Origin of the sequence: Marinobacterium zhoushanense (assembly GCF_014641945.1) — a bacterium.
GTDB lineage: Bacteria > Pseudomonadota > Gammaproteobacteria > Pseudomonadales > Balneatricaceae > Marinobacterium_D > Marinobacterium_D zhoushanense.
Map to the genome: position 1 here is coordinate 90,452 of NZ_BMIJ01000002.1, position 20,335 is coordinate 110,786.

20 protein-coding genes are annotated in these 20,335 nt (G+C 58.1%); 12 read left to right on the forward strand and 8 right to left on the reverse strand.

Annotated features, from left to right (window positions below):
• The 8 genes from IEX40_RS04660 to scpA are packed head-to-tail and all read left to right on the forward strand — an operon-like array spanning nt 1 to nt 8,321.
• A complete protein-coding gene (locus IEX40_RS04660) occupies nt 1–1,014 on the forward strand; it encodes a Nit6803 family nitrilase (protein ID WP_188745953.1) in 1,014 nt (337 codons plus the stop codon).
• Complete coding sequence (locus IEX40_RS04665; RefSeq protein WP_188745954.1) at nt 971–2,071, forward strand: MSMEG_0568 family radical SAM protein; 1,101 nt, start codon at nt 971–973, stop codon at nt 2,069–2,071. The genes IEX40_RS04660 and IEX40_RS04665 overlap by 44 nt, the downstream gene beginning before the upstream one ends.
• 15 nt (nt 2,072–2,086) lie before the next feature.
• Nucleotides 2,087–2,728, forward strand: coding sequence for an MSMEG_0567/Sll0786 family nitrogen starvation N-acetyltransferase (locus tag IEX40_RS04670; protein ID WP_188745955.1), 642 nt, complete (start codon nt 2,087–2,089; stop codon nt 2,726–2,728).
• A 2-nt stretch (nt 2,729–2,730) separates the two neighbouring features.
• Nucleotides 2,731–3,729 (forward strand): sll0787 family AIR synthase-like protein, encoded by a 999-nt coding sequence (locus IEX40_RS04675; RefSeq protein WP_188745956.1) that lies wholly within the window; start codon nt 2,731–2,733, stop codon nt 3,727–3,729.
• Nucleotides 3,730–3,731: 2 nt separating this feature from the next.
• Nucleotides 3,732–4,016, forward strand: coding sequence for an MSMEG_0570 family nitrogen starvation response protein (locus IEX40_RS04680; protein ID WP_188745957.1), 285 nt, complete (start codon nt 3,732–3,734; stop codon nt 4,014–4,016).
• A gap of 37 nt (nt 4,017–4,053) precedes the next feature.
• Entirely contained in the window at nt 4,054–5,340 is a 1,287-nt protein-coding gene (locus tag IEX40_RS04685; RefSeq protein WP_188745958.1) for an MSMEG_0569 family flavin-dependent oxidoreductase, read from the forward strand.
• An 18-nt stretch (nt 5,341–5,358) separates the two neighbouring features.
• Nucleotides 5,359–6,237 carry a Pnap_2097 family protein gene (locus IEX40_RS04690; RefSeq protein ID WP_188745959.1) on the forward strand — a complete coding sequence of 293 codons (879 nt, stop codon included), beginning with the start codon at nt 5,359–5,361 and terminating at the stop codon, nt 6,235–6,237.
• Between the two features lie 2 nt (nt 6,238–6,239).
• Nucleotides 6,240–8,321: a methylmalonyl-CoA mutase gene (gene scpA, locus IEX40_RS04695; protein ID WP_188745960.1), complete on the forward strand. Its 2,082-nt coding sequence runs from the start codon at nt 6,240–6,242 to the stop codon at nt 8,319–8,321.
• 76 nt (nt 8,322–8,397) lie between these two features.
• Here the strand turns inward: scpA and IEX40_RS04700 are convergent, their stop codons facing one another.
• Genes IEX40_RS04700 through IEX40_RS04715 form a run of 4 tightly spaced genes read right to left on the reverse strand, consistent with a single transcriptional unit; the run spans nt 8,398 to nt 11,935 of the window.
• Complete coding sequence (locus IEX40_RS04700) at nt 8,398–9,657, reverse strand: TRAP transporter large permease (RefSeq protein WP_188745961.1); 1,260 nt, start codon at nt 9,655–9,657, stop codon at nt 8,398–8,400.
• On the reverse strand, nt 9,657–10,187 hold the full coding sequence (locus IEX40_RS04705; RefSeq protein ID WP_188745962.1) for a TRAP transporter small permease: 531 nt from the start codon (nt 10,185–10,187) through the stop codon (nt 9,657–9,659). Before IEX40_RS04705 ends, IEX40_RS04700 begins: the two co-directional genes overlap by 1 nt.
• A gap of 15 nt (nt 10,188–10,202) precedes the next feature.
• Nucleotides 10,203–11,168: a TRAP transporter substrate-binding protein gene (locus IEX40_RS04710; RefSeq protein ID WP_188745963.1), complete on the reverse strand. Its 966-nt coding sequence runs from the start codon at nt 11,166–11,168 to the stop codon at nt 10,203–10,205.
• 38 nt (nt 11,169–11,206) lie between these two features.
• Nucleotides 11,207–11,935 (reverse strand): GntR family transcriptional regulator, encoded by a 729-nt coding sequence (locus IEX40_RS04715; protein WP_188745964.1) that lies wholly within the window; start codon nt 11,933–11,935, stop codon nt 11,207–11,209.
• A gap of 115 nt (nt 11,936–12,050) precedes the next feature.
• Here IEX40_RS04715 and IEX40_RS04720 point away from each other — a divergent pair, with 115 nt between their 5' ends.
• A complete protein-coding gene (locus tag IEX40_RS04720; protein ID WP_188745965.1) occupies nt 12,051–12,824 on the forward strand; it encodes an amidohydrolase family protein in 774 nt (257 codons plus the stop codon).
• A gap of 17 nt (nt 12,825–12,841) precedes the next feature.
• Here IEX40_RS04720 and IEX40_RS04725 read toward each other — a convergent pair whose 3' ends face one another.
• The 4 genes from IEX40_RS04725 to IEX40_RS04740 all read right to left on the reverse strand — a co-directional run bounded on the left by IEX40_RS04725 (nt 12,842) and on the right by IEX40_RS04740 (nt 16,883).
• On the reverse strand, nt 12,842–13,858 hold the full coding sequence (locus tag IEX40_RS04725; protein ID WP_188745966.1) for an AbrB family transcriptional regulator: 1,017 nt from the start codon (nt 13,856–13,858) through the stop codon (nt 12,842–12,844).
• Between the two features lie 74 nt (nt 13,859–13,932).
• A complete protein-coding gene (locus tag IEX40_RS04730) occupies nt 13,933–15,459 on the reverse strand; it encodes a tripartite tricarboxylate transporter permease (RefSeq protein ID WP_188745967.1) in 1,527 nt (508 codons plus the stop codon).
• Nucleotides 15,460–15,462: 3 nt separating this feature from the next.
• Complete coding sequence (locus tag IEX40_RS04735) at nt 15,463–15,897, reverse strand: tripartite tricarboxylate transporter TctB family protein (protein WP_188745968.1); 435 nt, start codon at nt 15,895–15,897, stop codon at nt 15,463–15,465.
• 8 nt (nt 15,898–15,905) lie between these two features.
• Entirely contained in the window at nt 15,906–16,883 is a 978-nt protein-coding gene (locus IEX40_RS04740; RefSeq protein WP_188745969.1) for a Bug family tripartite tricarboxylate transporter substrate binding protein, read from the reverse strand.
• 199 nt (nt 16,884–17,082) lie between these two features.
• Here IEX40_RS04740 and IEX40_RS04745 point away from each other — a divergent pair, with 199 nt between their 5' ends.
• From IEX40_RS04745 to IEX40_RS04755, 3 genes are read left to right on the forward strand one after another with little or no spacing between them, the layout of a single operon-like run.
• On the forward strand, nt 17,083–17,751 hold the full coding sequence (locus IEX40_RS04745) for a response regulator transcription factor (RefSeq protein ID WP_188745970.1): 669 nt from the start codon (nt 17,083–17,085) through the stop codon (nt 17,749–17,751).
• A gap of 49 nt (nt 17,752–17,800) precedes the next feature.
• On the forward strand, nt 17,801–19,129 hold the full coding sequence (locus tag IEX40_RS04750) for a sensor histidine kinase (RefSeq protein WP_229680586.1): 1,329 nt from the start codon (nt 17,801–17,803) through the stop codon (nt 19,127–19,129).
• A complete protein-coding gene (locus tag IEX40_RS04755) occupies nt 19,126–20,211 on the forward strand; it encodes an ABC transporter substrate-binding protein (protein ID WP_188745972.1) in 1,086 nt (361 codons plus the stop codon). Before IEX40_RS04750 ends, IEX40_RS04755 begins: the two co-directional genes overlap by 4 nt.
• Nucleotides 20,212–20,335: the final 124 nt, after the last annotated feature.

A 20,335-nucleotide genomic window follows, 5' to 3' on the forward strand; every position in this document is an offset into this window, starting at 1 on the left:
ATGACCGATAACCGAGTGGTGCGGGCCGCTGCCGTTCAGATCGCTCCGGATCTCCGGAGCGCCAACGGCACGCTGGCAAATGTACTCAACGCAATGGATGAAGCGGCTTCCAAGGGCGTCGAGCTGATCGTCTTTCCGGAAACCTTTGTGCCCTACTATCCATACTTCTCCTTCGTGTATCCGGCGGTAGCCTGCGGCGCCGAGCATCTGCGGTTATATGAAGAAGCCGTGGTTGTCCCCGGTCCGATCACCGATGCGGTTGCCGAGCGGGCACGCAAGCACGGCATGGTCGTCGTGCTCGGCGTCAATGAGCGCGATCACGGCAGCCTCTATAACACCCAGTTGATCTTCAACGGCGACGGCCAACTGCTGCTCAAGCGCCGCAAGATCACCCCGACCTACCACGAGCGGATGATCTGGGGTCAGGGCGATGCGTCCGGCCTGAAAGTGGCCGACACAAGCGTGGGCCGCGTCGGCGCCCTGGCCTGCTGGGAGCACTACAACCCGCTGGCCCGCTACGCGCTGATGACCCAGCACGAACAGATCCACTGCAGCCAGTTCCCCGGCTCGCTGGTCGGCCCCGTATTCGCCGATCAGATCGAAGTCACCATCCGCCACCACGCGCTGGAATCCGGCTGCTTCGTGGTGAACTCCACCGGCTGGCTGCACGACGAGCAGATCGAATCGATCACCACCGATGAAAAACTGCAGAAAGCGCTGCGCGATGGCTGCAACACCGCAATCATTTCGCCCGAAGGCAAGCATCTGGCCACGCCGCTGAAAGAGGGTGAAGGCCTGGTGATTGCCGATCTGGACTTCAGCCTGATCACCAAACGCAAGCGAATGATGGATTCGGTCGGCCACTACGCCCGCCCGGAGCTTTTGAGCCTGGCGATCAATGATCGTCCTGCCCGCTACAGCCATGCACTTGCCCCCACACCGGAGGTTGAACGCCTCCAAGGAGCCGATGATGAGCCTAAGCAAGTCAACACCGCGCCAGCATTTGATTACTGAGCTGCAGACACGCGGACTGCGCCTGCACAGCGTCGAGCAGGACCACGTCAGCCGCCGCGGCGGCGCCGGCCCCTCAGATCATCAGGCGGTGACCATCGACGGTACCACGGTGATGGTCCCGATCTACACTCAGTCGGCCTGGCGCTCGCCGTTCAGCGTCGAGTCGAGTGAGCAGGGCCACACTCTGATCGAAAACGCGATTCCACTGGCGGATATCACCTTTGCCGGCACACCGCGCTTCTACGAACTGAGCACCGCCGAGGGCGTGCCCTACTCGCACATCGCCACCTTGCACAGCAAGGATGTGCTGGCCACCACGGTGCTGCAGACCTGCATCCGTTACGAGAGCCGCCGCAAGGCCTGCAAGTTCTGCTCCATCGGCCAGTCGCTGCAGGCCGGGCGCACCATCGCCCGCAAGACGCCGGAACAGCTGGCGGAGGTCGCCAAGGCAGCGGTCGAGTTGGACGGTGTGCAGCACATGGTGATGACCACCGGCACACCGGCCACACCCGATCGCGGCGCCGCCATTCTGTGCGAGAGCGCCAAGGCGATTCGTGCCGCAGTGGATATCCCGATCCAGGCCCAGTGCGAGCCGCCGGATGACCCCGCCTGGTATGCGCGCATGAAAGACGCCGGCATCGACACCCTCGGCATGCACCTGGAGGTGGTGACACCTTCGCTGCGCAAGGAGCTGATGCCCGGCAAGGCGGAGATCTCCATCGAGGCGTACATGGTCGCGTTTCGCGAGGCGGTCGCGGTATTCGGTCGCGGCCAGGTCAGTACCTACATCCTGGCAGGCCTTGGCGACAGCCGCGATGCCATTCTGGATATCTGCGCCCAGCTGATCGAGATCGGCGTCTACCCCTTCGTGGTGCCGTTCGTACCGATCACCGGTACCCCGCTGGAAGATCTGACACCGCCGGGCAGCGAATTCATGGAGTCGATTCTGGCACCGCTGGGCAAACAGCTGCGGCTGGCGGGCATGCGCTCTGGCGACATCAAGGCGGGCTGCGGCCGTTGCGGCGCCTGCTCCACCCTGTCCGAGTACGAGCACTGAGTTCAGGAGGCACCAATGAGTTCAGCACGCCGCCATCCGGCCTATTCCGAGTACACCATCAAGTGGGCCAGCCTGCCCTGGGAGGCTGACGAAGCCTACGCTCTGCGTCGCCGGGTGTTCTGTGACGAGCAGTCACTGTTCGAGCAGGACGATCGCGACCTTACCGATCAGACGGCCCAGCTGCTGGTGGCATTGGGCGGCCATGGCGGCTGGCACGAACAGGTGGTCGGCACCGTCCGTATTCATGAAGAGGAGCCCGGCATCTGGTACGGCTCCCGTCTGGCGGTAGACCCGGCGTTTCGTACCCAGGGCTACCTAGGCGCCACGCTGATCAAGCTGGCGGTCTCCAGCGCCCACGCGCTGGGCTGCCACTGTTTTCTGGCCCGTGTGCAGGAGCAGAACGAAACCCTGTTCCGCCGCCTGCACTGGCAGCGCATTGGCGAACAGATTGTGCGCGAGCGGCCCCATGTGATCATGCAGGCCGACCTGGACCACTACCCGCCCTGCCACACCCCCTACGGCGGTTTTGTCCTGCGCGGTCGCAACCGCCGCATCGAGACCGAGATCGCGCCCCAGCTGTCTGGCCTGCCAGTAGCCACTATGTCAAACCCGACCGTCGCAGCAGCGTCTGCGGCGGCTCTCGTAGAGAGGGCCTGATCATGGAACTCGCCAGGATACTCAGCCAGGTCAGTCAATATGCCGGTATCGCCCACAAGGAGGATATCGCCCTGCTGGCCCCCAACCTTCCGGCTCTGCCCGAAGGCTGGCACCCCAACGGAGATGACGCCGCGGCGATCCCGCAAGCCGATGGCTACTCGCTGTTGGCGATGGAGGGATTCCTCAACGCGTTTGTCGAGCAGGACCCCTGGTTTGCCGGCTGGTGCGGGGTGATGGTCAATATCAGCGACATCGCCGCCATGGGCGGCCGGCCACGTGCCGTGGTCAACGCGCTGTGGAATCACGATCCGGACAACGCCCGACAGATATTCGAAGGGATGAGCGCGGCGGCCGACACCTTCGGCGTACCCATTATCGGCGGTCATACCAACCTGCGCGCCAATCAGCCGCAGCTGGCGGTCTCGATTCTCGGCCACGCCAGGCGGCTGCTCAGCGCCTTCGCCGCCCGCCCCGGACAGGTTCTGGTGGCGGCGGTCGACCACCGGGGCGCGTTTCGCAAGCCCTACCTGAACTGGAACGCCGCCACCACGGCCCCCGCCGAACGCCTGCGCGGCGATATCGCCCTGCTGCCGGAGGTGGCCGAGCGTGAGCTGGCATTCGCCGCCAAGGATATCAGTCAGGCGGGACTGCTCGGCACCGCTCTGATGCTGCTGGAAAGCTCCGGTGTCGGCGCCCGGATCGATCTCGATGCACTGCCCAAACCGGACGGTGTTAGCTGGAGCGACTGGCTCTGCGCCTTTCCGAGCTTCGGCTATCTGCTTACCACGGATAGCGAGCGCCTGCCTGAACTGCTGGCGCTGTTTCACAACCGGGATATCAGCGCAGCGGCGATCGGCACTATCACCGCCGAGCAGCAGCTGTGGGTGAGCAAGGCGCAGGAGCAACGGATGTTCCGCGACCTGAACACCACCCCGTTAACCGGGTTTCGCCCTCAACCTGCGGCGCTCAACCCGGCCCCTCAATACGCGATGGAGAACTAACCTTGCCTGCAATCAACTTCAACATCCGCTGGCCCGATGGCAGCGAAGACAACTGCTACTCCCCCTCCACCGTGGTGCGCGAGCACTTCACCGCGGGCGACACCCTGCCATTGAGCGAGTTCGTCGCCAAGGCAGAGGTCGCACTGGATGCCGCCAGTAACCGCGTGGAGCAGAAGTTCGGCTACTTCTGTTCCAGCGCGATGGATCAGCTCACAACGATAAAAGCCAAGGCCGCACGCTACAGCGATGTGGAGAACCCGACGATCGAGATCCTTAGCGTCTCTTAATCCTTGATACAAAAAGACTACTATGTGGGATACCAACATGAGCAACCTTAAACAAGCACGCACCCATTACCCCGTTATCGTTGTTGGCGGCGGCCAGGCCGGTCTTTCCGTCAGCTACTACCTCAAGCAGCTCAAGCTGGATCATCTGGTGTTCGAGAAGAACAGCCTGATGCACGGCTGGAAAACCGAGCGCTGGGACTCATTCACCCTGGTCACCCCGAACTGGCAGTGCAACCTGCCCGGCCACCCCTATGACGGCGATGATCCGAAGGGCTTCATGACCCGCGATGAAACCCTCGACTACCTGAATACCTTCGCCTCCAAGCTCAATGCACCGGTACGTGAAGGCGTGGCCGTCAACAAAGTGGAAACCGACGCCAACGGCCTCTACCACCTTTCAACCTCAGAAGGCGATTTCACCGCCGATCAGGTGGTTGTCGCCTCCGGTGGTTACCACATTCCGGTGATCCCGCGCATGGCTGAGCGTCTGCCGGAATCGGTGTTCCAGATGCACTCCGCACAGTACAAGAATGCCGCTCAGTTGCCGGAAGGCGCCGTGCTGGTGGTTGGCTCGGGTCAGTCCGGCGCACAAATCGCCGAAGACCTGCACCTGGCCGGTCGCAAAGTATTCCTCGCCACCGGCGATGCGCCGCGTGTCTCCCGCTTCTACCGCGGCAAGGATGTGGTCGAATGGCTCGACGACATGGGCTACTACCGGATCTCCGTCAACGAGCACCCGCTGGGCAAGAACGTGCGCAACAACACCAACCACTATGTCACCGGCCGTGACGGTGGTCGCGACATCGACCTGCGCAAGTTCGCCCAGGAAGGTATGGAACTCTACGGTCTGATGACCGACTACGACGGCGAAAACCTTGTATTCCTGCCCAACCTGACGGAGAACCTGGACAAGGCTGACGCCACATTGAACAACATTAACGCGCGCATCGACGCCTGGATCGAACAGCAGGGCATCAAAACCGAGGAGGGTCCGTCCGTCTACACACCAAGCTGGGCACCGGAGAAGGAACGCACCCAGCTCAACCTGGCCGAGTCCGGCATCACCAGCATCCTCTGGTGTATCGGCTTCCGCCCCGATTTCGGCTGGCTGGACGCCGCAGTATTCAACGGCCAGGGCCACCCGAAACACGACCGCGGTGTCACCAACCAGCCGGGTCTGTACTTCATTGGTCTGCCCTGGTTGCACACCTGGGGCTCCGGTCGTTTCACCAGTGTCGGCCAGGACGCCGAGTACCTGTCCGAACACATCGCGGCCTACCAGCGCAGGGTGAAAACCACCGCTGTCGAAGCCGTACCGGCCTAAGCCGGCAGGAGCGATTGTATGATCACACGCGAGGCAGCGTTTCTGGCCGGCATGCCCAATCTGTCACTGTGCGGACTGAGCGAGAACTGGTTATTGAAAGAGTGCGGTAACCAGCACTGGCTGGCCCTGGCCGACCTGTTTGGACTGGCGCTGCCCGCGTTCAAGGCCCAGGATGGCTCGCCGGTGTACGCCGCCTTCGTGGCGGTCAAACTGGCTGACGCCCACCTTCAGTTGATCGATGAAAACGATCGCTTCACTATTGAAACGCACCTGGCCCCGGCGGGCCGGGCGCGCTTTTTCAGCACCCACAGGGTGCTATGCAACGGCCGGGAGTGCGCCCGGGTGGAGATGCTGTCCACGCAGGTCAGCCGCCGGGAGGCCGGTAACAACCAAAGCGTTACCCGCACCGAGCTGCCTGCTGCTCTCAGCGCCAACAGCTACCGCGACGATCTGCTGCGCCTTAAGGCGAAAGCGATCACCCTGTCGGAATCGACCAAGCAGTTTCGCGCCGAACAGTGGCAGGAGTGGCACGAGCTGAAGCCGGACAGATCCTCGACGTTGCCGGGTATCGTCCATCACCCCTGCCCCCATAACGATTTCAATGGCGCAGACTTTCTCTACTTCGCCAACTTCCAGGCTGCCGCCGATCGCGCCGAGTGGGCCTGGAACCGCAACCGTCAGCTGTGGCAAACCTGCGACCGCCAACTGAACTACTACGGCAACATCAACATCGGCGACGCTTTGCACCTGGAGTTCAGCACGCTGAAAAGCGATGCACGCCATTTGATCCACTGGCTGACGGTGCGTCGTGACTCCGACGGCAGCAAGATTGCCGACATTCTGACCCGCAAACAGCGTTTGAGCAGTACCGAGTATCGCTGGGCCAACAGGGGGTAAGCATGCACAAGCCATACTACACACAGGATGATATCGACGGGCTCGCTCACCTTGGAAGCTGTCCCGGCGAGTCCCCCTTTGTGCGCGGCCCGTTCGAGTCGATGTACCGGCAGAAACCCTGGACGATTCGCCAATACACCGGCTTTGCCGGCGCAGACGCCTCCAATGCTGCCTTTAAGCGCACCCTGGCCGAAGGCGGACAGGGGCTGTCCGTCGCCTTCGATCTGGCCACTCATCTGGGCTTCGATTCCGACCACCCCACCGCGCAGGCGGATGTGGGCCGCACCGGGGTCGCCATCGACAGCGTGGAGGATATGAAGCGGCTGTTCGATGGCATCGACCTGAGCCAGGTCTCGGTCTCCATGACCATGAACGGCGCGGTACTGCCGATCATGGCCGCCTTCATCGTCGCCGCCGAGGAGCGTGGTGTCGCGCGCCATCAACTGCGCGGCACGATTCAGAACGACATCCTCAAGGAGTTCATGGTCCGTAACACCTATATCTTCGAGCCGGAGCCGTCGATGCGGATCTGCACCGATGTGGTGGAGTACTTAAGCCATGAGCTGCCCAACTTCAACAGCATGTCGATCTCCGGCTACCACTTTCAGGAAGCCGGCGCCGACCCGGCTCTTGAACTGGCCCTGACGCTGGCCAACGCGCGGGCCTATCTGGACCGGATCGCCGCGCGCGGGCTCGACCTCGATCATTTCTGCCACCGTCTCAGCTTCTTCTTCGGTGTCGGCATGAACTTCTTCAACGAGATCGCCAAGCTGCGTGCGGCACGCCTGCTGTGGAGCGAAGAGGTGGAGCGCCGCGGCGCCAGATCCGAGCGCGCCAAGCGGATGAAGATGCACTGCCAAACCTCCGGCTGGTCGCTGACCGCCCAGGAGCCGCAGAACAATCTGATCCGCACCACCATCGAAGCGATGGCTGGCGTGTTCGGCGGCACCCAGTCGCTGCACACCAACGCCTATGACGAAGCGTTGTCGCTGCCCAGCGAGCACTCCGCCCGTCTGGCGCGTAACACGCAGCTAATCCTGCAACAGGAAACCGGCATCTGCGAGGTGGCCGATCCTTGGGGCGGCTCCTACATGATGGAGTCGATGACCAAGGCGATGGCCGATAGGGTGCGTGCCTACCTGGCACAGATCGATGCGCAGGGTGGCATCTTGCAAGCCCTGCAGTCAGGCTGGGTCAGCGAACAGATCCAGACTGGCTCCCTGCACACCCAGAGCCGCATCGACACTGGCCAGCAAGCGATCATCGGCGTCAACCGGTTCGTCAGTGACGAGCCGACACCCTCGGCCGCGCTGCTCAAGGTTGAAGGCAGTGCAGTGCTGAACGAACAACGCACACGCATCGCACACCTCAAGCAGAGCCGCGATGGTGCGGCGGTCGAGCAGGCTCTGGCACGGTTGGCTGCCGGCGCGGCGCAACCGGGTACCAATCTGCTGGCGCTGACCATTGACGCAATTCGCGTCCGCGCGACCGTAGGCGAGTGCACCCAGGCGTTGCTCGGCCATATGCGCCGCTACCATGCCGATAGCCGATTTCTTCGGGGGCTCTATGCCGCCGACCGGCGACAGGATACGGCATGGCGCAGGCTTGAGCGCCAGGTCAAAACCTTCGGCGAAGGTGAAGGGCACGCACCCGCGATACTGCTGGTCAAATTAGGGCTCGACGGTCATGACCGTGGCATCCAGGTTGTGGCGTCAGGGCTGAAGGACGCCGGATTCGAGGTCGATATGGGCCCGCTGTTCAGCACGCCCGAGCAGGTCTGCAAGATGCTCAAGTTCCGGCACTACGATGCCCTGGGGGTGTCGATCCTTTCCGGTGCTCACCTGCCCCTCATCGAACAGCTGGTCGGGGCTTTACGTGAAAACAGGCTGGACGCAATCCCCCTCTTTGTCGGCGGCATCATTCCGGAAACGGATACGGCCGCATTGCAGGATCTGGGCGTAAGCTTGATCTTCTCGCCGGGTACGCGCATGGAGGTGATCGGCGAGTCGATCCTGAACGCTTTAGCGGCTGTCAGATGCCACTGTGCAGAGGTCAGAGCCCCCTATATATCGTCGGACCGGTAGCCAATAGGCTCACTCCCTTACCGCAAAAAAAGCCGGCTCAAGAGCCGGCAATAGAGGTGAGGCAAGGACCAAGCCTCTATCGGAACCACAGCGCCGTTGCAGGCACGTATGTCACCACGATCAGCGTGACAAACATCGCCAGAATGAACCACTTGCAGTAACGCATGACGTGATCGATACGCACATTTGCGGTCGAACACACGGTCAACAGAACCGATGCAACCGGCGGTGTCTGCTGACCAATACCCAGGTTAAGGCAGACAATGACACCAAAATGGATCGGATCGATGCCGATCTGCTGCGCCAGCGGCAGCAACATGGGCACGACGATCAGAATCGCTGCCGAAGCATGCAGTACCATCCCCAGCACCAGCAGGAACAGATTGATCAGCAGGATCAACAGCCAGGCCTGATCGGTGATGCCACCGATGGCACCGGCAATCTGCTGCGGCAGCTGTTCGTTGGCCAGGAACTGACCGAGCACGGCAGAGCCCGCAATGATCATCATCACCACGGAGGTCTGTTTTGTTGTAGCGGTGAGCAGCTCGCCAAGATTGCGAAGCGTCAGGTCACGGTGCAGCACCGCACCGAAGATCAAGGCGGCCAGTACGCCGACTGCTGCGGCTTCGGTCGGCGTTACGATACCGGCAATCAACCCGCCGACGACGGCTACGGGAATAAGCAGGGGTATGAAAGCGGCCATCAGCGCAGACGCCAGCACCAGCAGTCGGAAGCCACTGTTGCGCGGGTGCCCCTCTTTCAGCGCAAAGATGTACGAGGTGATCATAAACGCGCCACCGAGCAGAATCCCCGGCACGATGCCTGCCATGAACAGCTCTTTAATGGACTGGTTCGTCGTCACGCCATAAAGCACCATCGGGATTGAGGGCGGGATGATAATGCCAAGGGTCGCGCTGGTTGCGGTCACAGCAGCGGCGAACTCTCGCGGGTAGCCCTGCTTTTCCATCTGCGGCACGAATACCTTGCTCATAACGGCGGCATCCGCCACCGCCGAGCCGCTCATCTCAGCCATGAACATGGAGGTCAGGACGTTGACGTGCGCCAAGCCGCCCCGAATCCAGCCCACCATGGAGTTTGCGAGATGGATAATGCGCTCGGAAATGGAGGTAGCCCCCATCAGTTCACCCATGAAGATGAACAGAGGAATGGCGAGCAGTACCACACTCTTGGTGCCGGCAAACATCTGGATCGGCACCATAATAAGGTCGATGCCGGAAATCAGCATCGCCACCGCAGCGGTGAGCATCAGCGAGAAACCAATCGGCACGCCCACCACGATCAAACCGCAGAGCAGCGCGAGTACCAGCCAAGCCATCAAAGGTTCCTCCCACGGATAATCTTGTCGACGATGGCGATCATCATCAGCACGGAAAAGATCGGCAGTACGGCCATGAACCAGCCCTGTGCGACCTCTGCAGTCTCAATCTCGGTTTCGCCGTCCACCATGATCATGCGGACCGATTGGTAGAGCAGCACACCAAGGAACGCGACAATCATTCCGGCATTGATGCGGGTTACCCAGCGAGCCAGAGACTCTGGCAACTTCTCCACCAGCATCTCGAAGTTGATATGCCCTTTATCACGCATGGCCAGATAGGCGCCAAGATAGGCTATCCACACCAGCAGCAATCCAGGTACTTCATCAGCCATGGCGCTCAGGGGGCTGATATAACCGCTCAGGAATTGATAGACGCCTGTCATCACACCGTCCTGAGCCCACTCACGCAGCCAACCCTGAATGATGTAGCGGTTGGCCACGTTCAACAGCAGCATCGTCGTGGAGATGGCCAGCGCGGAGCCAGCCACCGTCGCGACAATGCGGTCAAGTAACGTTAGTAGACGCATCGTCTTCTCCGGCGATCAACGCGCAGCGTTGATCATGTCCATCCACTCAGTACCGAACTCCTCCAGGTACTCGTCGTGAGTGGCACGGGTGGCATCCTGGAACGGCTTCAGATCAACGTCGTTCACTTCGATCTGCTTGCTCATCTCCGCCAGGTAGCCCTTCTCAAGGTCGGCAGCTGCATCATAGGTCGCACCGGTGATCTCCTGTCCGACTTCGGTGAAGACCTTCTTCTGTTCATCGTTCAGGCTGTCCCAGAAGCTGTTTGATGCCAGCAGGAAGCTCGGGGTGTACACATGGCTGGTCAGGCTCAGATAACCGCCGACTTCATGCTGTTTCTGCTCGTAGAAGCCGTAGGTGGCCGCTTCCGCACCATCAACAACACCGGTCTGCAGTGCAGTAAAGGTCTCTTTCCAGGCGACTTTCTGCGGCAGAACACCCAGATCGCTGAATACCTTGCTTCTGAACTTGCCGCCCGACACACGGATTTTCATACCGGCGAGGTCGTCGATGGTGTTTACCGGACGAACCTTGTTCAGGATGTGGCGGGAGCCGTTTTCATAGATGCCGACGACTTTGACGTTGGCCTTGTCTTCGACACGCTGTTTGACGGCATCACCAAATGGGCCGGACATTGCCTTGCGCACATGCTCACGGCTATCGAACAGCCAGGGCAGGTCAAAGATGCCCAGTTTTTTATCCAACTTCATCACCCCGGAAGCCACCGCAATCATTTCGATGGAACCGGCTTTGACGTTGGTGATAAGCGCTGACTCGTTACCGATCTGACCGGACGGATAGAAACGGAAGTCAAACTGACCCGGAAGACGCTTTTCAACCTCGGCAGTGAACAGGTCGTATTGCTGCTTGAGGGGTGAGTATTCTGATACGTGGCTCGCAACACGCACCTTGATCGGTTCGGCATAGGCACCGACCGAAATCAGCGTTGCCAGGGATGCGGCCAATACAGTTCTTATTTTCATGGGAAACCTCGCGTTATTGCTTTTGGAGAGCGTGGGGGTTAACGGATATCGATGTGATATCGGAAGCGCTCAGCCGCACCTCGGCTGCGACGCCATTCGATGGGACGTCCGGCGATGTCATGAGCAAGACGCTCGATCAGGATCACCGGGTCGCCTGTCTCTATGCCCAGCAGATGAGCATGTTCGACGGACACTTTTTCGACGGAGAGCTCTTCATGTGCAGACGCAACGACTTGATCGCAGCACTCTTCGTACCAGGGATACAGCAGTGCGGGCAGGCTCTCGGCAGGCGTCTCCAGTAGCGGTTCGAAAAGTGTTTTCGGCAGGTAGATCTCTTCGAATTGCACAGGCTTGTGCTCGAGCAGACGCAGACGCTTGATCGCAATCAGCTCATCGCCAGTCGAAAGCTCAAGATGCCGCGCGCACTCTTCATTGGCAGGCACCACTCGCAGATCAAGAATCTGACTTTCCGGTACGACACGCTCACCGCTGGCTGAGGTGAAACGAAAGAAGCGAAACAAAGAACTCTCGAAGTTCGCCCGTCGCACGAAGGTACCGACACCGTGACGGCGCTCTAGAAACCCTTCACTGACCAGCTGCGCGATCGCCTTACGCATTGTCCCCAGCGCTACGCCATAGCGATCTGCAAGCGCGGACTCGGCGTCGATCAGTTCTCCGGGCTTCCACTCTCCGTTGAGAATTCTCTTATGGAGTTCGTCGCGGATCAGGTAATAGCGCGGTAAACGCGCATCGGTCATCGTACTCATCGCCTTTTGTCTCTGTTTTGTTATGCGAAAGCGTTGCGTTGCTGACTTATATACTTATACTCCTATATAGGACTGTCAACCTGAATCGCAATTATTTTTTCGGAGCCCCACTCCAATGACCTACATCGATACCCACACCCACGTCTGGTCTGCCTTTAGTCCGTTCGTTCAAAACCCACGCTACACACCGGCCTACACCAAGACGATGGCGATGCTGTTCAGCGAAATGGAAAGTGCTCAGGTCGACAAAGCGGTATTGGTGCAACCCAGTTATCTCGGCACCGATAACCAGTATCTGCTTTCGATGCTTGAGCTTTGGCCAGAGCGTCTTCGAGGAGTGGCGGTCGTTGAACCGACGATAGAGGAAGATGCGTTTCGAAAGATGGTTGAGGCGGGCGTCAAAGGAGTTAGGTTCAATCTGGTGGGGCATCCAAATCCCGCGGACATTCTAAATGGGGCGAACGATCACCTCTTCTCATTGCTCAAGCGATACGATTGTCATCTGGAAATTCAGATGCCAGGGCAGTCTTGGGTCAAGCTGCTGGAGCCTTTGTTAGCACGCGGTCTGACCGTCGTTGCCGACCATTTTGGATTACCGGAAAAAAATGGTTGTGCCACAATCGACGTGCTGGATGCAGGCCTCAAGTCCGATCAACTGTGGATAAAGCTCTCAGGCCCCTACCGATTCAAAGCAGACCCGGCTCCGGTGGCTGCTCGTTTTGCAGCCACCGCTCTGGATCGACTCCTCTGGGGCAGCGACTTTCCTTGGACGCAGCACGAAGCGGGCCGCACCTACACCGGAAGCGTCACCTTACTGCGCGATTGGCTTGGCGATGGCGCCGACCAAGTGCTGGGCGAAAACGCTACGAAATGCTTCAACTTCGACTGACACGCAGTGTGTGTGAATTAGCCGCGCTCGCCGGCCCCCACCGCCTTGAAGAGCAACGGCAGCGCGAAGCACATGAGCAGAACTCGTATTAGCTGATGGGTGGCCACGAACACGGGGTCAACGTCGGTGCTGAAGGCGATTGCCACCATCACTTCAATTCCGCCCGGCATGTATGCCAACAGCGCTTGGAGCAGCGGCACCCCTCCCCCCCAATACAGTGCAAATGAGAATAGACCGCTCACGGCCAACCCCAACGCCAGACCGCCAAAAGCCCCCTTCAACGTTTCTTTCAACAGGCCTAGATCCAGATCCGCCATACGCACAGCCGTTGCCGTCCCCAGGATGACCAGCACCACTCGGAACCACTCCGGAGGAATGTGAAACCCCATACCGAAGACAAACTTAACGACCAGCGACCACAGCATCGCCCCGACCAGCATGCCTGCTGGCACACGCAGTTTGGCAGCCCCCCACCCGGTGAGGCCGGCGCCCCAAAATACCAGCAACAGCTCCCAGCCCGGTATGTCATCTACCGCGTTAGCCGACACCTGACGATCCACAATCGGGAATAGCAGAGGTAGCGCAGAAACAAGAAAGAACAGCCGGACACTGTGGACAAGCGCAATGCGCTTTACACTGAGATTCGCTTGGGCCGCGAATATAAGGACTACCGCCAAGTTACCGGGTATCGAACACAAAAGCGCGTCGCTTGGACTCCACTGGCAGCGATAGCGATAAAACCCGAAGAGTATAGCCAGCAGCACGCCAAGCATCATCACCATCAACCCGATGGAGAGGCTCCAGTCCTTTAGGTGAATAAAGAAATCCGCCTCAACACTTGAGGCAATGGAAACCCCCATAAACAGGGAGATGAACGTGGTCGTTAGTGAAGGCATCGAAACGGGCACTTTCGCCCATATCGCCAAAAGCACACCAATCATTGCGCCCACCAACCAGGGAGAAGGCAGCCCCGTCAGGTTAGCAACCCATGCTCCTGCCACGCCAATGGCAAGCGTCCACATCACTTTCAGCATACCGTGCCCTAAAAAAGTAAGGGCGGCCCCACACTGGTGAGACAGCCCTTAGCGGTGCCCGTATGTAATCAGGTTTAGTCGTCTAACTCAGCCTGCAACTGAGCCGTACGCCCCTTCCCTTTGATTCGCTTGAGCAGGAAAGGCAATACAAGCGCCAACACAGAAGCAATGGCAAGGCCAATGGTAATGTTGCCGTTTAGCAGTATCGACCAATCCCCGCCACTCATGGACAGACTACGACGCAGGTTCTCCTCCAGCACCTCACCCAACACGAGGCCCAGAATCACCGGCGCGAGCGAGAAATGGAGTTTGCGCAGAATGAATCCGAATATGCCCAGAATCACCATGAAAAACAGGTCGAAGCTGTCCCCGTGAATGGAATATATACCGACGAATGTCAGCATCACAATCACAGGAATCAGATAGGACTGACGAATCGACAACAACCGGACAAACACACCAATCAACGGCAGGTTCAAAACCAGCAGCGCAATATTGCCCAAGAACATGGACGCAATCAGGCCCCAGGCAATCTCGGGCTTCTGCTCAAACAGAAGGGGGCCCGGCGTGATGTTAAACATCAACAGAGCACCCAGAAGAATAGCGGTCGTGCCACTGCCCGGAATACCCAGCGTCAACATCGGCACCATCGCACCCGCGGCGGATGCATTATTGGCAGCCTCGGGGGCAGCCAAACCCCGTATATCCCCCTTACCGAACTCGTCGCTATCACCCTCGGCCATCCGTTTCTCTGTGCCGTAGGCGACAGCACTCGCGATAGAGGCACCAGTACCGGGCAACACGCCGATGAAGAACCCGATCACGGTGGCACGCAGAATAACCCAGCGAACCTTCACAATATCGGCGAACGTTACAAAGCTCTTGCCGACCGGGGTCACCTTCAGGTCGTTGTTGACCCACTGCTCCAGCAACACCAGCACTTCGCTGATGGCAAATACACCAATGACCACCACAAGGAAATCCACGCCGTCAAAGAAGTTCGGTATGTCCATCGTGAAACGCAGAACACCGGTGCCTGAATCAACACCGACAGTCGCGAGAACCAAACCGATCAACGTCCCAATCAGCGTTTTAATCGGCCGACTACCGACCATTGTGGCCAGACAGGTGAATGCAAACACCATCAACATCACGTATTCGGTGGGTCCGAAACGTATCGCAAGTTCACTCAGCAACGGCGCCATGATGACCATCATCAGCAAAGCACCCATGCTGCCTGCAAAGGATGAGACCGCCGAGATTGCAAGCGCTCGCCCTCCCTCTCCGCGCTTTGACATGGGATAGCCGTCGAGTGTCGTCATGATCGCACCGGCATCACCCGGCACGTTCAACAAGATGCTGGAGATTCGGCCACCGTATTCAGCCCCGTAGTAAACGCCGGCCAACAAAATCAGGGCCGACTCCGGGGGAAGGCCTATTGAATAAGCCAGTGGCAAGAGAATCGCCACGCCGTTGATCGGGCCGATACCCGGCAGCGACCCAATTAGCGTACCGGTAAAGCAGCCGAACAATACAAGAAACAGGTTCAGGGGGGTAAAAGCCACCGAGAAACCGGTCGCTAAAGCAGATAAAACTTCCATCGGTCAGCCTCCGAAAACGGTCCCTACCGGCACGTTCAATTGCAACAAATCGGTCAGTAGGAAGAAGGACACCACACTCATGACCAAGGCATAGACTCCGGCCTTAATCGGCTTTTCACCAAACAGCCATGAGAAGACGCCACCGACAACCGCTGTTGCGATAATGAAACCCAACGGCTCGTAGATGAAGGCGTAGCCATACATCAACACCAACGCGCCCCCAAGTCTCAAGACCACCTCTTTGGTCGGTTTCCAGCCATCGGCACTTGGCCTGATCATCAACCAAACGGCTGCAACAGCTAACAAAGCAGACAGAATGTAGGGAAAAGCCTTTGGGCCCAAAGGCTCATACTGGAAAGGCACATCGAACTGGGCTGCTGCCCAGGCGATAAGCCCGGACAGCAACAACAGCGCACCTGCAAAAATGCGATCGTACACGGCGGGCCTCACTTGATAAGACCAGCTTCTTTGGCAAGTTCACGCATTAGATTGACGCGCTTCTTCACATCGGCATCAAAGGCTTCACCAGCCGACTTGTAGGGCACCAGGCCCTTGTCTTCGACAGTTTTCAGGAAGATCGGGTTTTCGTAAGCCTTATTAAAGGTATCGGTCCAATACGCATAGGCTTCGTCGCTGACATCCGGCCCCAGATAATAACCGCGCAGTATCGCCCACTCGGCATCGAAGCCTTGCTCGGCTGCTGTCGGGATATCCTTGAACTCACCCTCGAGTCGTTCATCGGACATGACCGCCAGCACCTTCATTCGCCCGGCTTCCAACTGCCCTTTCATCTCGCCCATATCACCGGGATAGACTTTAATGTGACCGCCCATCAGCGCTGCAATGGCTTCACCACCGCCTTCATAGGCTACGTAGCGCATCTTCTTGGGATCCACACCGGCCGACTTCATCAGAATGGCGGCTTTCATCCAGTCCTGGCTACCAACACCGCCGCCGGCACCAAGTACGAATCCGCTCGGGTCCGCTTTAATGGCTTCAACCAGTTCGCCGAGGGTATTCCAGGGCGCGTCGGACTTGACGATAACGGCACCGTAGTCAACACCGGCCGCACCGACCCAACGTGCGTCATTCTCGTCTAGCTGCTTGCCCCACTTGCCTTGAGCAAGGTTCAACAGTGAGCCCGAGCTGAATGCGACCAATGCATCGCCATCATCACGACGATTCGAGTTGATATGGTTGTACGCAACAGCACCGACACCACCCGGCATAAATGTTACCGCCATTGGCGAAGGCAGCAGGCCCGCATCACCAAAGCCGTTAGAGGCAATCCGGCAAGTAAGGTCAAAGCCGCCGCCAGGCTTGGCGGGCGCAATACACTCAGGCTTATCGGGATCGAAGGCAAAAGCAGACAGAGAGGAGGCAAGGCCAAGGGCCACCAGTAGGGTACGCGTCGTATGCTTCATACGATTAAACTCCACATCTTGTTGTTGTAATTTTCACCCATTGGAATTGGGCGTCAGTGGAGATTAAATGCTGAAACTGACCTGAAGCTGACACAGAGGCGATTCGAAACGCTTTCCCCTACTTTTTTGTAATGATCTAGACATCCTTGGGGAGTTCGCATTAACTGAATAGGTTTGATCCCGGACCTACACCCACGATATGCGCATTCTGCTAATTGAAGACAACACCGAGTTGGCCAATGCTATAAGTGAATACTTCGGTCATATTGGACACCCACTGGACTGGTGTGAATCGGCTGAGTCTGCAGAGAAACTCCTTGCCTATCAAAGTTTCGATATGTTGATTCTCGACATTAACCTGCCGGGCAAGAGCGGCTTTCAGCTACTGAAACAGCTTCGCGCTCAAAGCGAAGAGATTCCTGTTCTTATTCTGACAGCCAGAGCTGAAGTCGATGATCGGGTCAGCGCGCTGGATATTGGCGCGGACGACTACATGGTTAAGCCTTTCGATTTCAGGGAACTGGCTGCCCGCTGTCGCGCGTTACTGCGTCGTGAACGTGGGAACGCCAGCAACCAGATCGTCTGCGGTAACCTGACCTACGATGCGTCAACCGCGTCTGTCACGCTGCATGAAATACAAATCGATCTTCGCCACCGCGAGATACAGCTTTTAGAGCTGCTGCTGAACAACCTCGACCATGTGCTAACCAAAGAACAGATCGCGGACCGCTTGTACCGTTTCGATGAGGCGTATACGCCGAATGCAATCGAACAGGTACTGACCCGCCTGCGCAAGAAACTAGCGGGATCGTCATTGCATATAAAAACCATTCGTGGACTCGGCTATCTTGCCCATGTGGATGATTAGCGGGCGTTATTCGCTACGAAAGCGGCTGCTTTCGGGGACTGCCGGTCTTATGCTGGTGGTTTTCCTGGTGCTCAGTGCCGGTGTGTGGCAATACGCTAACAGAACCGCCGACCTGTCGTATGATCGCCTGCTGACTGGCTCTGCACTGGCCATTATCGAGCGTATTCGGTCTCGCAACGGACAGGTTGAGGTGGACCTGCCCTACGCCGCGCTCGATATTCTCTCGCTAGCCCCCGATGACAAAGTCTACTATGCCGTCAGCGGTCCAGATAAAAGCTACCTGACCGGGTACAAGGACTTCCCGCCGCCGGAACACTACACGCCGAGCGCTTCACCCGTCTTCTATAACACCAATTATCTCAATGAGCCGATCCGAGCCGTTGTTGTGTCTAAAAGGCTGGACGACCCAGGCGTATCTGGATGGGTAGAGGTGCGTATCGGGCAGAGCCGTAACGCCAGAAATGCCCTGTCCAACGAGATTCTCTTGGGTGAGATGGCTGTTCTCGTGCTCGTGATTACACTGGCCTTGACGAGCCTTGCATTCGGCATAAACCGGACTTTGTCCCCTCTCAACCAGTTATCACGCAGTCTGCGCGAGCGCAGAGCCGACGAAATGGGGCCTCTACCCGATACCGATATAAAAGAGGTCAAACCGCTTATTGCCTCCATCGACCAATACCGCACACGTCTGCAGTCCAATCTGGATATGATGCAGGTATTCATTGCGGATGCCTCTCATCAAATTCGAACGGCACTCAGCAGCGTTCAAGCTCAACTCGATATGGCGGAAATGGAGCATGACCAGGATAAGCTTCAGAATCGATTGGCACTCATACGAAACCAGCACCGCAAACTGACCCGACTGACCAATCAGCTCCTCACCCACGCCCTGGTCGCACACCGGCGCGATACCAATCAATTCCAACAGGTAAAGCTGGATGCCCTACTCAGCGCTATCCTGACGTCCGAAGTACGCGATCATGCCGACTCCAATATCGAGTTCAACTACTCCAATACACACAGGGATCTGACGATCGATGCCGACCCGGTGAGCCTTAGAGAGTGCCTACGCAACCTGATTGATAATGCGATCAAATATGGGCCTGAAAATAACTCGATAACATTGGGCATCGACGTTGAAGCGGAACAGGTAAAAATTTTTGTCGACGACCAAGGCCCCGGCATCCCGGACGAGATGCTTCAACGTGCGGTCTTGCGGTTTGAACGAATAGAAACCGGAAAAAACACCCTGGGCTCCGGACTTGGGCTCGGTATCGCCAATACCGTAACCGAAGCGCACGGGGGACAACTGCACCTTATAAACCGGCAGCCCCAGGGATTAAGGGTCGAACTGGTGTTACCTCGGAGACGGATATGAAGATCGCTATTCGAGCCGCCATCGTCTGCCTGTTATCGATAACTGCCCTCCAAGCTGCCGAACGCCGGACGCCGTCCGATCAAGGCTTCGAGCAGTTCACTACACCGAACTCGGTCAAACGCCTTGATATTTACAGCGCGACCGATACGCGAGCCATTAAACCGATTATCGAGGCCTTTGAACGCCGGCACCCCTATATAGACGTTCGCTATAACGAATACGAGTCGACGACACTCTATAACGCTTTGACTAGCGGGAAGATCAAAGGTGCCGATGTGGTGCTCAGCTCGGCCATGGACCTACAGGTCAAACTCGTAAACGACGGACACGCCAGAACACTCGATATTCCCGAGTCGATCGATTTGCCGGAATGGTCCCATTGGCGAAATGAGGCATTTGGCTTCACGTTCGAGCCCGTGGTCATTGCCTATAACAAGGCGTCGTTCGAGAATGCCCCTGTACCCTCCAGCCACGAATCACTCGTCGATGCTCTGCGTAATGACCCTGAACGGTACTACGAAAAGGTTGGCAGCTATGACATTCGTCTTTCAGGAGCCGGTTACTTCTTCGCCACCCACGATACCGTCGTATCCAGCATCTCCGGCCGAATTCTTGAAAGCCTCGCGCGTGCAGCGTCGCACACTTACTGCTGCACAAGTGACATGCTTGACGACCTTGGCGAAGGGAAGCTAGCGCTCGCTTACAATGTACTCGGCTCTTATGCACTGGCCCGTGCACGCAAAGACAGCCGCATCGGTGTCATCATGCCGGAGGACTACACTCTCGTAATGTCGCGAATCGCGCTGGTACCCAAACAGACTGATAACTTCGCCACGGCACAAGCCTTTATACGATTTTTGCTGTCCAAGGAGGGCCAACAGATCATCGCCAGCAAGAGCAACCTGATCGCACTGCGCCCCGAGGCCACAGGCCCCTCATCTATCGCGGCAATAAGTGAAAAGAGACAACTACGATTTCACCCCATCAAGATTGGTCTTCCGGTGATGACGTTTCAAGACGAGATGAAGCGCGAGCGTTTTATCCGTGAGTGGTCGCAACTATTTGATGCCAGAACACCCTAACTCAGTTATCACTCCGGCAAGTACGTTTATGAGTTGTCGGAACTGCGTCCTTCTCATTTATCCGAGACATACGTCGCAAGCTCCGGCGTTGTTTCGCTACGCTCTACTCGAACCCTGTCGAGGG

Coding starts and splice junctions, on each gene's coding strand:
- IEX40_RS04660 (WP_188745953.1), top strand. CDS start 1: ATGACCGATAACCGAGTGGTGCGGGCCGCTGCCGTTCAGATCGCTCCG.
- IEX40_RS04665 (WP_188745954.1), top strand. CDS start 971: ATGAGCCTAAGCAAGTCAACACCGCGCCAGCATTTGATTACTGAGCTG.
- IEX40_RS04670 (WP_188745955.1), top strand. CDS start 2,087: ATGAGTTCAGCACGCCGCCATCCGGCCTATTCCGAGTACACCATCAAG.
- IEX40_RS04675 (WP_188745956.1), top strand. CDS start 2,731: ATGGAACTCGCCAGGATACTCAGCCAGGTCAGTCAATATGCCGGTATC.
- IEX40_RS04685 (WP_188745958.1), top strand. CDS start 4,054: ATGAGCAACCTTAAACAAGCACGCACCCATTACCCCGTTATCGTTGTT.
- IEX40_RS04690 (WP_188745959.1), top strand. CDS start 5,359: ATGATCACACGCGAGGCAGCGTTTCTGGCCGGCATGCCCAATCTGTCA.
- scpA (WP_188745960.1), top strand. CDS start 6,240: ATGCACAAGCCATACTACACACAGGATGATATCGACGGGCTCGCTCAC.
- IEX40_RS04700 (WP_188745961.1), bottom strand. CDS start 9,657: ATGGCTTGGCTGGTACTCGCGCTGCTCTGCGGTTTGATCGTGGTGGGC.
- IEX40_RS04705 (WP_188745962.1), bottom strand. CDS start 10,187: ATGCGTCTACTAACGTTACTTGACCGCATTGTCGCGACGGTGGCTGGC.
- IEX40_RS04710 (WP_188745963.1), bottom strand. CDS start 11,168: ATGAAAATAAGAACTGTATTGGCCGCATCCCTGGCAACGCTGATTTCG.
- IEX40_RS04715 (WP_188745964.1), bottom strand. CDS start 11,935: ATGAGTACGATGACCGATGCGCGTTTACCGCGCTATTACCTGATCCGC.
- IEX40_RS04720 (WP_188745965.1), top strand. CDS start 12,051: ATGACCTACATCGATACCCACACCCACGTCTGGTCTGCCTTTAGTCCG.
- IEX40_RS04725 (WP_188745966.1), bottom strand. CDS start 13,858: ATGCTGAAAGTGATGTGGACGCTTGCCATTGGCGTGGCAGGAGCATGG.
- IEX40_RS04730 (WP_188745967.1), bottom strand. CDS start 15,459: ATGGAAGTTTTATCTGCTTTAGCGACCGGTTTCTCGGTGGCTTTTACC.
- IEX40_RS04740 (WP_188745969.1), bottom strand. CDS start 16,883: ATGAAGCATACGACGCGTACCCTACTGGTGGCCCTTGGCCTTGCCTCC.
- IEX40_RS04745 (WP_188745970.1), top strand. CDS start 17,083: ATGCGCATTCTGCTAATTGAAGACAACACCGAGTTGGCCAATGCTATA.
- IEX40_RS04750 (WP_229680586.1), top strand. CDS start 17,801: ATGCTGGTGGTTTTCCTGGTGCTCAGTGCCGGTGTGTGGCAATACGCT.
- IEX40_RS04755 (WP_188745972.1), top strand. CDS start 19,126: ATGAAGATCGCTATTCGAGCCGCCATCGTCTGCCTGTTATCGATAACT.